Source organism: Streptomyces sp. URMC 127 (assembly GCF_051386535.1).
Lineage (GTDB): Bacteria > Actinomycetota > Actinomycetes > Streptomycetales > Streptomycetaceae > Streptomyces.
This window is the reverse complement of record NZ_JBPQTW010000030.1, coordinates 13,552-25,965: the sequence shown is the minus strand read 5'-3', so window position 1 is coordinate 25,965 and position 12,414 is coordinate 13,552. Positions and strand designations below refer to the sequence as shown.

The 12,414-nt window shown below is 73.6% G+C and carries 13 protein-coding genes; 5 read left to right on the top strand and 8 right to left on the bottom strand.

The window, feature by feature from the left end; genetic code table 11:
• Positions 1–12 precede the first annotated feature (12 nt).
• Positions 13–873, top strand: coding sequence for a dihydropteroate synthase (gene folP, locus ACSNOH_RS10155; RefSeq protein WP_436720920.1), 861 nt, complete (start codon positions 13–15; stop codon positions 871–873).
• Positions 874–1,035: 162 nt separating this feature from the next.
• On the opposite strand, the gene ACSNOH_RS10150 is transcribed toward folP, so the two are convergent.
• The gene (locus tag ACSNOH_RS10150) at positions 1,036–1,785 is read right to left on the bottom strand and encodes a TIGR00730 family Rossman fold protein (RefSeq protein WP_436720919.1); all 750 of its coding nucleotides are present in this window, start codon (positions 1,783–1,785) and stop codon (positions 1,036–1,038) included.
• A gap of 79 nt (positions 1,786–1,864) precedes the next feature.
• Positions 1,865–2,944, bottom strand: coding sequence for a succinyl-diaminopimelate desuccinylase (gene dapE, locus ACSNOH_RS10145; RefSeq protein ID WP_436720918.1), 1,080 nt, complete (start codon positions 2,942–2,944; stop codon positions 1,865–1,867).
• A gap of 89 nt (positions 2,945–3,033) precedes the next feature.
• On the opposite strand from dapE, the gene ACSNOH_RS10140 reads away from it, so the two are divergent.
• Together ACSNOH_RS10140 and ACSNOH_RS10135 are read left to right on the top strand one after the other, a co-directional pair.
• Complete coding sequence (locus ACSNOH_RS10140; protein WP_436720917.1) at positions 3,034–4,038, top strand: hypothetical protein; 1,005 nt, start codon at positions 3,034–3,036, stop codon at positions 4,036–4,038.
• A 300-nt stretch (positions 4,039–4,338) separates the two neighbouring features.
• Entirely contained in the window at positions 4,339–4,749 is a 411-nt protein-coding gene (locus tag ACSNOH_RS10135) for an ATP-binding protein (RefSeq protein WP_436720916.1), read from the top strand.
• Between the two features lie 93 nt (positions 4,750–4,842).
• Here ACSNOH_RS10135 and dapC read toward each other — a convergent pair whose 3' ends face one another.
• Positions 4,843–5,943, bottom strand: a complete 1,101-nt coding sequence (gene dapC, locus ACSNOH_RS10130; RefSeq protein ID WP_436720915.1) for a succinyldiaminopimelate transaminase — start codon at positions 5,941–5,943, stop codon at positions 4,843–4,845.
• Between the two features lie 123 nt (positions 5,944–6,066).
• Positions 6,067–6,396: a ferredoxin gene (fdxA, locus tag ACSNOH_RS10125; protein ID WP_030366150.1), complete on the bottom strand. Its 330-nt coding sequence runs from the start codon at positions 6,394–6,396 to the stop codon at positions 6,067–6,069.
• A gap of 114 nt (positions 6,397–6,510) precedes the next feature.
• Between fdxA and ACSNOH_RS10120 the strand changes: the two genes are divergently transcribed.
• Together ACSNOH_RS10120 and ACSNOH_RS10115 are read left to right on the top strand one after the other, a co-directional pair.
• Positions 6,511–7,512 (top strand): GNAT family N-acetyltransferase, encoded by a 1,002-nt coding sequence (locus ACSNOH_RS10120; RefSeq protein WP_436720914.1) that lies wholly within the window; start codon positions 6,511–6,513, stop codon positions 7,510–7,512.
• 240 nt (positions 7,513–7,752) lie between these two features.
• Positions 7,753–8,589 carry a transglutaminase family protein gene (locus tag ACSNOH_RS10115; protein WP_436720913.1) on the top strand — a complete coding sequence of 279 codons (837 nt, stop codon included), beginning with the start codon at positions 7,753–7,755 and terminating at the stop codon, positions 8,587–8,589.
• An 18-nt stretch (positions 8,590–8,607) separates the two neighbouring features.
• Here the strand turns inward: ACSNOH_RS10115 and ACSNOH_RS10110 are convergent, their stop codons facing one another.
• The 4 genes from ACSNOH_RS10110 to ACSNOH_RS10095 all read right to left on the bottom strand — a co-directional run bounded on the left by ACSNOH_RS10110 (position 8,608) and on the right by ACSNOH_RS10095 (position 12,303).
• Complete coding sequence (locus ACSNOH_RS10110) at positions 8,608–9,255, bottom strand: response regulator (RefSeq protein ID WP_436720912.1); 648 nt, start codon at positions 9,253–9,255, stop codon at positions 8,608–8,610.
• Positions 9,252–10,478 carry a sensor histidine kinase gene (locus tag ACSNOH_RS10105; protein WP_436720911.1) on the bottom strand — a complete coding sequence of 409 codons (1,227 nt, stop codon included), beginning with the start codon at positions 10,476–10,478 and terminating at the stop codon, positions 9,252–9,254. Before ACSNOH_RS10105 ends, ACSNOH_RS10110 begins: the two co-directional genes overlap by 4 nt.
• A 42-nt stretch (positions 10,479–10,520) precedes the next feature.
• The gene (locus ACSNOH_RS10100) at positions 10,521–11,264 is read right to left on the bottom strand and encodes an ABC transporter permease (RefSeq protein WP_436720910.1); all 744 of its coding nucleotides are present in this window, start codon (positions 11,262–11,264) and stop codon (positions 10,521–10,523) included.
• Positions 11,265–11,352: 88 nt separating this feature from the next.
• Positions 11,353–12,303, bottom strand: coding sequence for an ABC transporter ATP-binding protein (locus ACSNOH_RS10095; protein WP_436720909.1), 951 nt, complete (start codon positions 12,301–12,303; stop codon positions 11,353–11,355).
• Positions 12,304–12,414: the final 111 nt, after the last annotated feature.

Genomic DNA, 12,414 nt, shown 5'->3' with positions numbered 1-12,414 from the left:
GGGAGTAGGGACATGCTGCGGCTGGGACGACGCGAGTTCGATGCGCACGAGCCGGTGATCATGGCGATCGTCAACCGGACGCCGGACTCCTTCTACGACCAGGGCGCGACGTTCGGCGACGAGCCCGCCCTGGCCAGGGTGGAGCAGGCCGTCGCGGAGGGCGCCGCCATCGTCGACATCGGCGGGGTGAAGGCGGGCCCGGGCGAGGAGGTGACCGCCGAGGAGGAGGCGCGGCGCACGGTCGGCTTCGTGGCCGAGGTCCGCCGGCGCCACCCCGACGTGGTGATCAGCGTCGACACCTGGCGGCACGACGTGGGCGAGGCGGTGTGCGAGGCCGGCGCCGACGTGCTCAACGACGCGTGGGGCGGCGTGGACCCCAAGCTGGCCGAGGTCGCGGCCCGTTACGGCGCGGGCCTGGTGTGCACGCACGCGGGCGGCGCGGAGCCGCGCACGCGCCCGCACCGGGTGGAGTACGAGGACGTGATGGCGGACGTCCTGCGGGTCACGCTGGGGCTGGCGGAGCGGGCCGTGGCGCTCGGCGTGCGGCGCGACGGCATCATGATCGACCCGGGTCACGACTTCGGGAAGAACACCCGGCATTCGCTGGAGGCGACCCGGCGGCTCGGCGAGATGACGGAGACGGGCTGGCCGGTGCTGGTCTCCCTGTCGAACAAGGACTTCGTGGGCGAGACCCTGGACAAGCCGGTGAAGGAGCGCGTCCTGGGCACGCTGGCGACGACGGCCGTCTCGGCGTGGCTGGGCGCGCAGGTCTACCGCGTCCACGAGGTGGCGGAGACGAAGCAGGTCCTGGACATGGTGGCGTCCATCGCGGGCCACCGGGCACCTGCGGTGGCCAGGCGGGGTCTGGCCTGAGGCGCGGGCGGTTCGCCACCGCCGGGCCGCCCCTTCGTGGCCGCGCGCCGCTGCGGCGGAAGGAAGATGCCCGCCGCAACGGCGGCACGCCACCGTGGCGAAGGTCCGGCGGAATGCGCAGCTGCCGCACCCCGCGCGTCCTTCACGGCCCGCCGCGGGCGACTACGCCCCCGCTTCCTTCGTGACCAGCCGCACCGCCTCTTCCACGTCGTCCGTGACGTGGAAGAGGTGCAGGTCGTGCGGGCCCGCCTTGCCCTCGGCGACGATCGTGTCGCGGAACCAGTCGACCAGCCCGCGCCAGTACGCCGAGCCGAAGAGCACGATCGGGAAGCGCGTGACCTTCTTGGTCTGGACGAGGGTGAGCGCCTCGAACAGCTCGTCCAGCGTGCCGAGTCCGCCGGGCAGGACGACGAACCCGCTCGCGTACTTCACGAACATCGTCTTCCGCACGAAGAAGTAGCGGAAGTCGACGCCCAGGTTGACGTACGGGTTGAGCCCCTGCTCGAAGGGCAGTTCGATGCCGAGGCCGACGGAGACGCCTCCGGCCTCCGTCGCCCCCTTGTTCGCGGCCTCCATCGCGCCCGGCCCGCCGCCGGTGATGACCGCGAAGCCCGACTCGACGAGCCCGCGCCCGATGGCGACGCCGGCCTCGTACTCCGGCGAGTTCCGCGGCGTGCGGGCGGAGCCGAAGACGCTGATGGCGGGCGGCAGTTCGGCGAGGGCCCCGAAGCCCTCGACGAACTCGGACTGGATGCGCATCACGCGGAAGGGGTCCTCGTGGACCCAGTCCGCGGCCCCTCTGGTGTCCAGCAGGTGCTGGTCCGTGGTGCCCGCCTGCATCTGGCCGTACCGGCGTACCACCGGCCCCCGGCGCTGCTCCCGCTGCGCGCGCGATCCTTCGGGATGTGCCATGCCGTGCTCCCTCCGCTGCAGATCGTTGCTGTTCAGCGTAGGCCCACGGGCAGCGTTACCCGGCAGGTCACCCCGAAGGTCAGCCGGCCAGCCAGGCCCGCAGCCGCTCCTCGCAGTCGTTGATCAGCGAGGCGCGGACGCGTTCGTCCCGCTTGTGCGCGAGGGTCGGGTCGCCGGGGCCGTAGTTGACGGCCGGCACGCCGAGCGCGCTGAAGCGGGAGACGTCCGTCCAGCCGAACTTGGGCTTGGGCGTGCCCCCGACGGCCTTGATGAACGCGGCGGCGGCGGGGTGGGACAGGCCGGGCAGCGCGCCGGGCGACTCGTCGTCCACGACGAGCTCGGCGACGCCGCAGTCGGCGAAGACCTCGCGGACGTGCGCCAGGGCCTCCGCGGGGCTGCGGTCGGGCGCGTAGCGGAAGTTGACGGTCACGGTGCACGCGTCGGGGATGACGTTGCCGGCGACGCCGCCCTCGATGCGCACGGCGTTGAGGCCCTCGCGGTACTCCAGCCCGTCGATGACGGGGCGGCGCGGCTCGTAGGCCGCCAGCCGGGCGAGAACGGGCGCGGCGGCGTGGATCGCGTTGCTGCCCATCCAGCTGCGCGCGGAGTGGGCGCGCTCGCCGGTGGTGCGCAGGTGCACCCGCAGGGTGCCCTGGCAGCCGCCCTCGACCTGGGCGTCGGAGGGCTCCAGGAGGACGGCGAAGTCGGCGGCGAGCCACTCGGGGTGGGCGTCGGCGACGCGGCCGAGGCCGTTGAGGTGGGCGGCGACCTCCTCGTTGTCGTAGAAGACGAAGGTCAGGTCGCGGTTGGGGTCCGGCACGGTCGCGGCGATGCGCAGCTGGACGGCGACGCCGGACTTCATGTCGCTGGTGCCGCAGCCCCACAGGAAGCCGTCCTCGTCCAGCCGGGAGGGCACGTTGCCGGCGATGGGGACGGTGTCGATGTGGCCGGCGAGCAGGACGCGCTCGGCGCGGCCCAGGTTCGTGCGGGCCACGACGTTGTTGCCGTGGCGGTCCACCGTCAGGTGCGGCAGCGCGCGCAGGGCGTTCTCGATGGCGTCGGCCAGGGCCTTCTCGCTCCCGCTGACCGACGGGAAGTCGACCAGCCGGGCGGTGAGGGCGGCGGCGTCGAGGGACAGGTCGAGTGCTGCGTCATCCATGCGGCGACTCTAGCCCGGCCGGTGCGGGCGGGCCCGGGCCGGAGGGTGGAGCCCGGGCGCCGCCTGCGCTCTCCAGTAACGTGGGCCGCATGTCCCGGATCTTCGTCACCCGGCGTGGCCGCGTGTTGCGCATCGCGGCCGCCTGCGCCGTGCTGCTCGCACTGATCGGCTACGGGATCGCCCAGCTGGTGACGGCCGGGCCGGGGGCGCCGCGCTGCACGGTGCGCGCCGACGGCGCCTCGTACTCCCTCTCGCCCGAGCAGGCGGTGAACGCGGCGACGATCTCGGCCGTGGGGGCCGAGCGCGGGCTGCCGGAGCGGGCCGTGACGATCGCCCTGGCCACGGCCATGCAGGAGTCGGGGCTGCGCAACATCCACCACGGCGACCGGGATTCGCTGGGGCTCTTCCAGCAGCGCCCGACGCAGGGCTGGGGCACCGCGCGGCAGATCACGGACCCGGTGTACGCGGCGGGGAAGTTCTACGACCACCTGGTGGAGGTGCCGGGCTACTCGCGGCTGCCGCTGACGGTCGCCGCGCAGAAGGTGCAGCGCAGCGGCTTCCCGCAGGCGTACGCCAAGCACGAGCCGGACGCGTCGCTGCTGTCGTCCGCGCTGACGGGCCGGGAGGCCGCGGCGTTCACCTGCACGACGAGCCCGGGCGACGGCAAGAAGGGCGACGTGGCGGCGGTGCGCGCCAAGCTGCGCCGCGAGTTCGGCACGGCGGCGGTCCCGGCGGCGGACACGCTCGCGGCGGGGGCCGGCAGCGGTGCGGTCGCATCCGGGGGCGCCGCGGCGCGGACGCTGACGGTGCCCGTGCCGGACAAGGCGCCCGGTCCGGGCGAGCCGGCCGGGGGCGGCCGGGAGCGGCGGGGCTGGCAGCTGGCCTCGTGGGCCGTGGCGCACGCGGGCGAGCTGCGGATCGAGCGGGTGTCCTTCGCCGGCCGGGTGTGGACGGCGGCGGATTCCCGGAAGGGCTGGCGCGAAGAAAAGGGCGCCAAGGACACAGAGGGCACGGAGGGTGCCGGCGGGGCCGCGGGGACGGGCTCCGCGGAGGGGAACGCCTCGCTCGGCGTACGCATCACCACCACCCCGTAGACGCTCACGAGTGCGAGCGCACCCCCTGCCGGGGGTATGCACAACAGCCCCGCGCGATTGCCGGGCACCGTCCGTCCCAGGCGTCCGCCTTTCTTGGAATTCCCTTGTGACTAAAGGCTTGTAAGCCTTCCCGACAGCCGTACTACGAGTCCGTTTTGCCCCGCTTTTAGGGGGACAGATAATGCGACGCATTACCAATTCTTTACCGTGGCGCACCGCAACCTTCAGCGGATTCACGCGGTAGTCACTGCGTCCGCACGCCGGACAGCCAACGTCCTCTAACTCCGCCAAAGGAGCATCATGTCCCTCCCCCTGACGCGTCGGATCGCCCGGGCCGCCCTGCTGGTAGCCGCCGGTGCGGCTCCCGTCATCGGTGCGGCCGGAGCGGCGAGCGCCGCCCCGCAGGCTCCCGACCTGACGAGCGGCCTGACCGCAGTGGACGGCGCGAACCTCGGCACCAACGTGGACGCCGCCGCCCACAAGGCCGGGGACACCGTGACGGGCGTCGGCACCAGCGCCATCAAGACCACCGTCCCCGGTGCGGCCGACGCCACCGGCAAGGCCGCCAAGACCGCCGCCCCCGCCGTCCAGAAGGTCGCCGGCGAGGCCGCGGGCACCACCTCGGGCCTCGCGGGCCAGGCCACCAAGACCGCGGGCGGCCTCAACGCCAAGGGCCTGCCCGTGGGCGGGCAGCTCCCGATCGGCGGCTGACGCAGCGCACGCACGGAACGCCGAGAGGGCCCGGGAGATCTCTCCCGGGCCCTCTCGCGACGTCTGCTCCGTCTGTTCTGGCCGCGCCCGCGCCTACGACGCGCTCAGGCGGCGGACCGCGGCCTCCACGCGCTCGTCGGTCGCGGTGAACGCGATCCGTACGAACCGCTCACCCGCCTCCCCGTAGAACACGCCCGGCGCCACGAGGATGCCGTGCTCGGCCAGGGCGGCGACGGTGTCCCAGCAGGGCTCGTCCCGCGTGGCCCACAGGTACAGCGACGCCTCGCTGTGCTCGATCCGGAAGCCCGCCGCCGTGAAGGCGGCCCGCAGGGACTCGCGCCGGCGGGCGTAGCGCGCCCGCTGCTCGGTGACGTGCGCCGTGTCCCCCAGGGCCACGGCCGTGGCGGCCTGCACGGGAGCCGCGACCATCATCCCGCTGTGCTTGCGGACCTGGAGCAGCTCGCCCAGGACGGCGGGGTCGCCGGCGAGGAAGGCCGCGCGGTAGCCGGCCAGGTTCGAGCGCTTGGAGAGCGAGTGGACCGCGACGATGCCCTCGTACGAGCCGCCGCAGACGTCCGGGTGCAGGACGGAGACCGGCTCGGCCTCCCAGCCCAGCTCCAGGTAGCACTCGTCGCTGAAGAGCAGCACCCCGTGCTCCCGGGCCCACGCGACGGTGCGGCGCATCTCCTCGGCGCTCAGCACGCGGCCCGTGGGGTTCGACGGGGAGTTCAGCCAGAGCAGCTTGAGGCCCGTGGGGTCGAGCTCGGTCGGCTCGTCGTAGACGACGGGCTCGGCGCCCGCGAGGCGCGCGCCGACCTCGTAGGTCGGGTAGGCCAGCCGCGGGTAGGCGACCTTGTCGCCCGCGCCGAGGCCCAGCTGCGTCGGCAGCCAGGCCACCAGCTCCTTGGAGCCGACGATCGGCAGCACGTTGGCGTGCTCCATGCCGCGGGCGCCCAGCCGCCGCTCCGCCCAGCCGGTCAGGGCGTCGCGCAGCGCGGGCGTGCCCCACACCGTGGGATAGCCGGGGCTGTCGGACGCGTCGGTGAGCGCCTGCCGGATCAGCGCGGGGACGGGGTCGACGGGGGTGCCGACCGAGAGGTCCACGATGCCGTCGGGGTGGGCGGCGGCCTTCGCCTTGTACGGGGCGAGCCGGTCCCAGGGGAAGACGGGGAGGCGGGAGGAGACTGCGCTCACGGTGTTCGCTCTCTTGCTCTGGGGGTGACCGGTCCGCCGGGAGGCGACCGGCCCGGGGGCGGCCGGTGAAACGCCGCGGCCCCGCACGGCGGGCGGCCGTACGGGGCCGTGGTGGCCGCGGGGTCAGTGCTCCGGGTTGATGTCCGCGGGCAGCGCGGCGATGAACGGGTGGTCGCGCTCGATCAGGCCGAGCTTCGAGGCACCGCCGGGCGAGCCGAGCTCGTCGAAGAACTCGACGTTCGCCTTGTAGTAGTCCTTCCACTCCTCGGGAGTGTCGTCCTCGTAGAAGATCGCCTCGACGGGGCAGACCGGCTCACAGGCACCACAGTCGACACATTCGTCCGGGTGGATGTACAAGGACCGGGAACCCTCGTAGATGCAGTCGACGGGGCACTCCTCGATGCACGCCTTGTCCTTCACGTCGACACAAGGCTGCGCGATGACGTAGGTCACGCTGTCGTTCCTCCTCGGTAGGGCTCATCTCGCGCGGGAGCGCGGCGTCGTCGATGCCCACACCTAGTATCTCCGTTCCCGGGCACTTGACGAACAAGAGGGGCGAGGAGAGCTGTGGAATTCACCACGGGCGGACGGCTGGAAATCAGGATCAGTACCGCTGATGTGGGAAAAAGGGTATCCGTACGCCGGCTGAACCCTTCGGGAGGGTCCGCGGAGCGATTCACGGACACCGTCGGCGTCCTCACCTCCTGGGAGGGCGGCGTGCTGCGGATCACACGGCGGACCGGAGAGATTGTCACTTTCGACGAGGCCTCGCTCGTCGCCGGCAAGGTCGTGCCGGGTGCTCCGCCCCGGCGGCGCGGTCCGGCGGCGACCGTGCGCGAGCTCCAGGAGACCGCGGCCCGCGGCTGGCCGGCCCGGGAGACCGCGCGCCTCGGCGAGTGGACCCTGCGCGCCGCGGGCGGCTTCACCGCCCGCGCCAACTCGGCCCTGCCGCTCGGCCCTTGCGGGCTGCCGCTGCCGGAGGCCGTCGACCGCGTGACCGCCTGGTACGCCGAGCGCTCCCTGCCCGCCAGGATCCAGATCACCACCGGCGACCCGGAGCAGGACGCCCTGCTGGACGCCGAGCTGGCCCGGCGCGGCTGGACGACCGAGCGCCACGCCCTGATGCGCACGGCCGCGCTCGCCCCGGTCGCCGACGCCACGGCCCCCACCGGCCGGGTGCGGCTCTCCCGCACCGCCGGCGAGGACTGGCTCGCGGCATACGGGCGGACCGGCGCGAGCACCGAGGACGCCCTGGCCGTGCTGGGCGGCGGGCCGTCGGTGTGGTTCGCGACGGTACGGGACGAGGCCGGCGGTCCGGTCGCCGTGGGCCGGTGCGTGATCGACGGCCGGTGGGCCGGCTTCTCCGCGGTCTCCGTCGGCCCGGACCACCGCCGGCAGGGCCTGGCCACCGAGATCATGGCCCGCCTCGCCGAGCAGGCCCTCGGCGAGGGCGCCTCCGCGGCGTACCTCCAGGTGGAGACGGACAACGGCGCGGCGGGGGCGCTCTACGACGAGCTGGGCTTCACGACGCACCACGCGTACCACTATCGCCGTGAGGCGCAGCGGTAACACCGCTTGCGGTGATCGCGGATCCCGCCGGACCCTCGCCGCCGGGGTGCGGCGCCGTGGCGGCGGGAAAGAGAACCCGGCCGTGACGGCGGCGCCCGGCGGCGGGGACGCCTGCCCCGTACGGGGGAGAGGCCCGGCCTCTTTCTCCCGCCGCCACGGCGGTCCGCCACCACGGCGAGGGTCCGGCGGCACGCACACGCACCGGAACCGGCGCGCACTATAGGAACTGCGGAGGCAGCCATGTACGACACCAGCGAACGCCGGCAGCGGTTCGCGGAGGCCGCGCGCGAGGCGCGGCCCGACCTCGCCCTGCTGTGCCTGCTGATCGCCGGCGAGGCCGACCCGGAAGCGGGCGAGGAGACGGTCGACGCGGCGCAGATGGAGCTGGACCGGCTCGCCGGGCTGCTGCCCGCCCTGGGCCGGCAGGCGGGCCCGCGGCGCTGGGCGGAGGCGCTCGCGGAGCTCCTCGGCGAGCGCTGCGGCTTCCACGGCTCCCCCGCCGACTACCGGCGGCTGGAGTCCTCGCTGCTCACCGAGGTGCTCCGGCGCCGGCGCGGGCTGCCGATCCTGCTGTCCGTGGTGTGGATGGAGGTCGCGCGGCGGGCCGGGGCGCACGTGTACGGGGTGGCGCTGCCGGGCCACTTCGTCGTCGGCTTCGGCGAGCCGTACGGGCAGCACGTGCTGGCCGACCCGTTCGACGGCGGCCGGATCCTGTCCGAGGAGGAGGCGGGCCTGCTGGTCGCGGGCGCCACGGGCGCCCCGCTCGCGCCGTCGATGTTCTCCCCGGCGGAGACGGGCGAGATCGTGCTGCGGGTGCTGAACAACATCCGCGCCTGGGCGGCGGCCCGGCCCGAGCGCAGCGACGTCCAGCTGTGGGCCGTCGAACTGTCCCTGCTGCTGCCCAGCCACCCGGCCAGGCTGCGCTACGAGCGCGCGGAGCTGCTCGTGGAGCGCGGCGACTTCGTGGGCGGCGCGCACGAGATGGAGGAGTACGCGGAGGTCATCGACGCGCTGGAGCCGGTGGTCGCGGAGACGGTGCGGCGGCAGGCACGGGCGGCCCGGGCGATGCTCAACTGACCGCCCGGGGAGCCGGGCTCACAGCCAGCCCTTGTCCCTCGCGATGCGGACGGCCTCGGCGCGGTTGCGGGCTCCGGTCTTCTGGATGGCCGTCGAGAGGTAGTTGCGGACGGTTCCGTTGGACAAGTGCAGCGCCCTGGCCAGCTCCGCGTTGGTCGAGCCGTCGGCGGACGCGCGCAGCACCACCCGCTCGCGGTCGGTCAGCGGGTTGGCGCCCTCGGCGAGGGCGGCCGCCGCGAGCGTCGGGTCGATGACGCGCTCGCCGCGCAGCACCCGGCGCACGGCGTCCGCGAGCTGGGCCGCGGGGGCGTCCTTGACGAGGAAGGCCTCCGCCCCGGACTCCATCGCCCGGCGCATATAGCCCGGGCGCCCGAAGGTCGTGAGGATCACGACCCTGAGGAAGGGCAGCTCGCGGCGCACGAGGGCGGCCGCGTCGAGCCCGGTCATCCCGGGCATCTCGATGTCGAGGAGCACCACGTCCGGCCGGTGGGCGCGGGCGGCGGCGAGGACCTCGTCGCCGCGGGCCACCTGGGCGACGACCTCGATGTCGTCCTCCAGCCCCAGCAGCGCGGCCAGCGCCTCGCGGACCATGGCCTGGTCCTCGGCGAGCAGGATTCTGATGGGGCGTCGGGCGCCGGGGCCGGCGGACTGGTGCTGGTCTGTCACCCCGACAGGGTAGGCCGCTCCGGGGCGAGGCTGTGTGCCGACGGGACGAATGCCCGCAGGCGGAACCCGCGGCGCGGGCCGGGGCCGGTCTCCAGCCGGCCGTCGGCCAGGGCGAGGCGCTCGGAGAGGCCCGTGAGGCCGTTGCCGTGGGCGCCCCCGGGGCCGCGGCCGTCGTCGACGACGGTGAGGCAGAGCTCGTCGCCCTCCTGCGTCAGCGCGATCTCGCAGCGGCGGGCGCCGCTGTGCCGGACCACGTTGGTCACGGCTTCGCGGAGCGCCCACGCCAGGGCGCCCTCTTCGTCGGGCGCGAGGCCGGGGTGGGCGGTGGCGGCGCCGGAGACGTCGGCGGCGATGCCGGCCGCGGCCAGGGCCGTGCGGGCTCCGGCGAGCTCGGCCTCCAGCGTGGGGCGCCGGAAGCCGCTCACCGCCTCCCGGACGTCCACCAGGGCCTGGCGGCTGACCCGTTCGATGTCGGCGACCTGCCGGGCCGCCTGTTCGGGCTTGCCGGGCAGCATCCGCCCGGCGAGCTCGCTCTTGAGCGTGATGAGCGACAGGGAGTGGCCGAGCAGGTCGTGGAGGTCGCGGGCGAGGCGCAGCCGCTCCTCGTTCGCGGCGAGGTGGGCGACCGTGGCGCGGGCCTCGCGCAGCGCACGGGTCGTCAGGGCCATCTGCCGCACCCCTATCATCGCGAAGCCGCCGAGCAGCGCCGGGATGGCGAGCTGGGGAAGATATTCGAGGGCGCCCGGCGTGATCGCGCCGAGTCCCGCCAGTACCCCCGTGACCAGCGGAATCAGAGCGCGCGACAGCTTCGTCGGCAGGACCGCGCCGGTGGCGACGCAGGTGTAGACGAAGAGGACGAGCCAGGCGCCCCCGAGTGTGAGGGTGAGCACGGTCGCGAGGAGCACCAGCAGGGCCAGCGAGATGAGCACGCGGCCGCGCTCAAGGGGCCGGGACGTGTGCCGGAAGACCAGGGCGAGGTAGCCGGCGACGAAGGCCAGGAGGCCCGCGCCGCCGAGGACGTCGCCGGTCAGGGTGTGGTGGTCGCCGAGGAGGTCCTCGACCGGCGCCGCCATGTAGGCGAACCAGATGCCGATCCAGATGAGCTTGACGATCACCTGCTGGCGGTTCTCGGGCTCCGTGCCGATGCCGACGGTGTACGACGGGTCGTCGTGGACCTCCATGGCGGCCCGCCATGGGTTCCAGCGCCGTGATCCTTCGGCCATGTCCTTCGCCCTGCCCTCTTCCGCTACCGCTTCCGGCCGCCGTCAGCCCTTACGGGTGTCCTTGCGGTACAGCCAGGCTGCCATGCCCGCGAACAGCGCGAGGTAGACGAAGAGCAGCGCCACGTGCTTCAGCTCGGGGGCGTGGGCCTGCTCTATCGAGCGGCCGAGCCCGGCGTAGGCGTAGGTGGGCGTCCACTCCGCGACCTTCTGCAGCCACGTGGGGAAGGTCGTGGTCGGCATCCACAGGCCGCCGAGCATCGACAGGCCGAAGTAGATGATCATCGTGATGGGGCGGACGGCGTCGCCCGTGGCGAGGTAGCCGACGGCCACGCCGAGCGCGGCGAAGACGATGCTGCCCGCCCAGATCGCGCCGACCAGCGCGAGCCACTGCCAGGCGGCGTCCATCCGGACGTCCTTGACTGCGGCGGCTATCGCGAAGACCACCAGGATCGAGGGGAGCGAGACCACGGCGGCGGAGGCGACCTTGGCGGTCACGTAGCCGCGGCCGGGCAGGGCGGTGAGGCGCAGCTGGCGCACCCAGCCCTTCTCCCGCTCCTTGGCGATCCGCTCGCTGTTGCCGACGAGGACGGCGGTGATCGCGCCGAAGGAGGCCATGGAGACCATCATCAGCAGGGGCAGGGTCAGCCCGGTGTCCCCGACGATCTCGGTGTTGCTCGCGCCGCCCGCGATCATCAGATAGAGGCCGGCGGGGTAGAGCACCGAGAAGAACATGAACTTCTTGTTGCGCAGGGTGCGCGTGATTTCGAGCTTGATCAGGGTGTTCATCAGAGTGCGCCTCGCGAAACGGATCCGAGCACTGCGGTGCGGCTGTGGTTGCGGCCGAGGGTCCGGGGGTTGTCCCCCGGGGAGGTCTTCACAGGGCCGCCTCCTCGGCGGTGGCAGCGTCGGTGATGGCGATGAAGGCCTGCTCCAGGCCGAGGCCGGCGACCTCCAGGTTGCGCGGGTAGAGACCGAGGCCGTAGAGGGCGTGGACGGTCGCGTCGGCGTCGTGCGACTGGATGCGCACGGTGCGGCCGGATATCTCCAGGGAGGACAGGAACGGCAGCTCCCGCAGGGCGGCCTCGCCGATGTGCCCGTCCAGGTCGAAGACGATGCGGCGGGCGCCGGCCTTGGCCTTGATCTCGGCGGCCGAGCCGTCCGCGAGGACGCGCCCGCGGTGCAGCACGATGACCCGGTCGGCGATGGCGTCGGCCTCTTCGAGGTAGTGCGTGGCGAAGAGGATGGCGCGGCCGCTCTGCGCCTGCTCGCGCATCACGCTCCAGAAGGCCTGCCGGGCCGAGACGTCCATGCCGGTCGTGGGCTCGTCCAGCACGATGAGCTCGTTGGCGCCGGCGGTCGCGAGGGCGAACCGGACACGCTGCTCCTGGCCGCCGGAGAGCTTGTTGACCTTGCGGTCGGCTATCCCGGTCAGATCGGCCGCGGCGAGGACCTGGTCGACGGGGAAGCGGCGCGGGTGCAGGTCGCAGCCGAGCTTGACCAGCTCGCGGACGGAGACCTCCTCCATCAGGCCGCCGGACTGCAGCATCGCGCCGACCTTGCCCTGGGCGATGGCCTGCTGCGGAGTCGTGCCGAAGAGCTCGACACGGCCGGCGTCGGGGGTCCGCAGGCCCAGCAGCAGGTCGAGGGTGGAGGACTTGCCGGCGCCGTTGGGGCCGAGCAGGGCGACGGTCTCGCCCGGATACAGCTGGAGGTCCAGATCCGCCACGGCGCGCACCGCGCCGTAGCTCTTGCTCACGTTCTCGAAGCTGACCACGGGGGCGCCGGTGCGGCGCCCTTCCCCCGTGTACGTTCCTGTGGTGGTCATGCAGACCATGTTCCCTGGTCAGCGGGGCCCGGGGCAGTGTCAGGCGTACGGACCTGACGATGACAGATGTCATGCCCGCCGGTGGACGAGACGGCGCGGACGGGCAGCGGA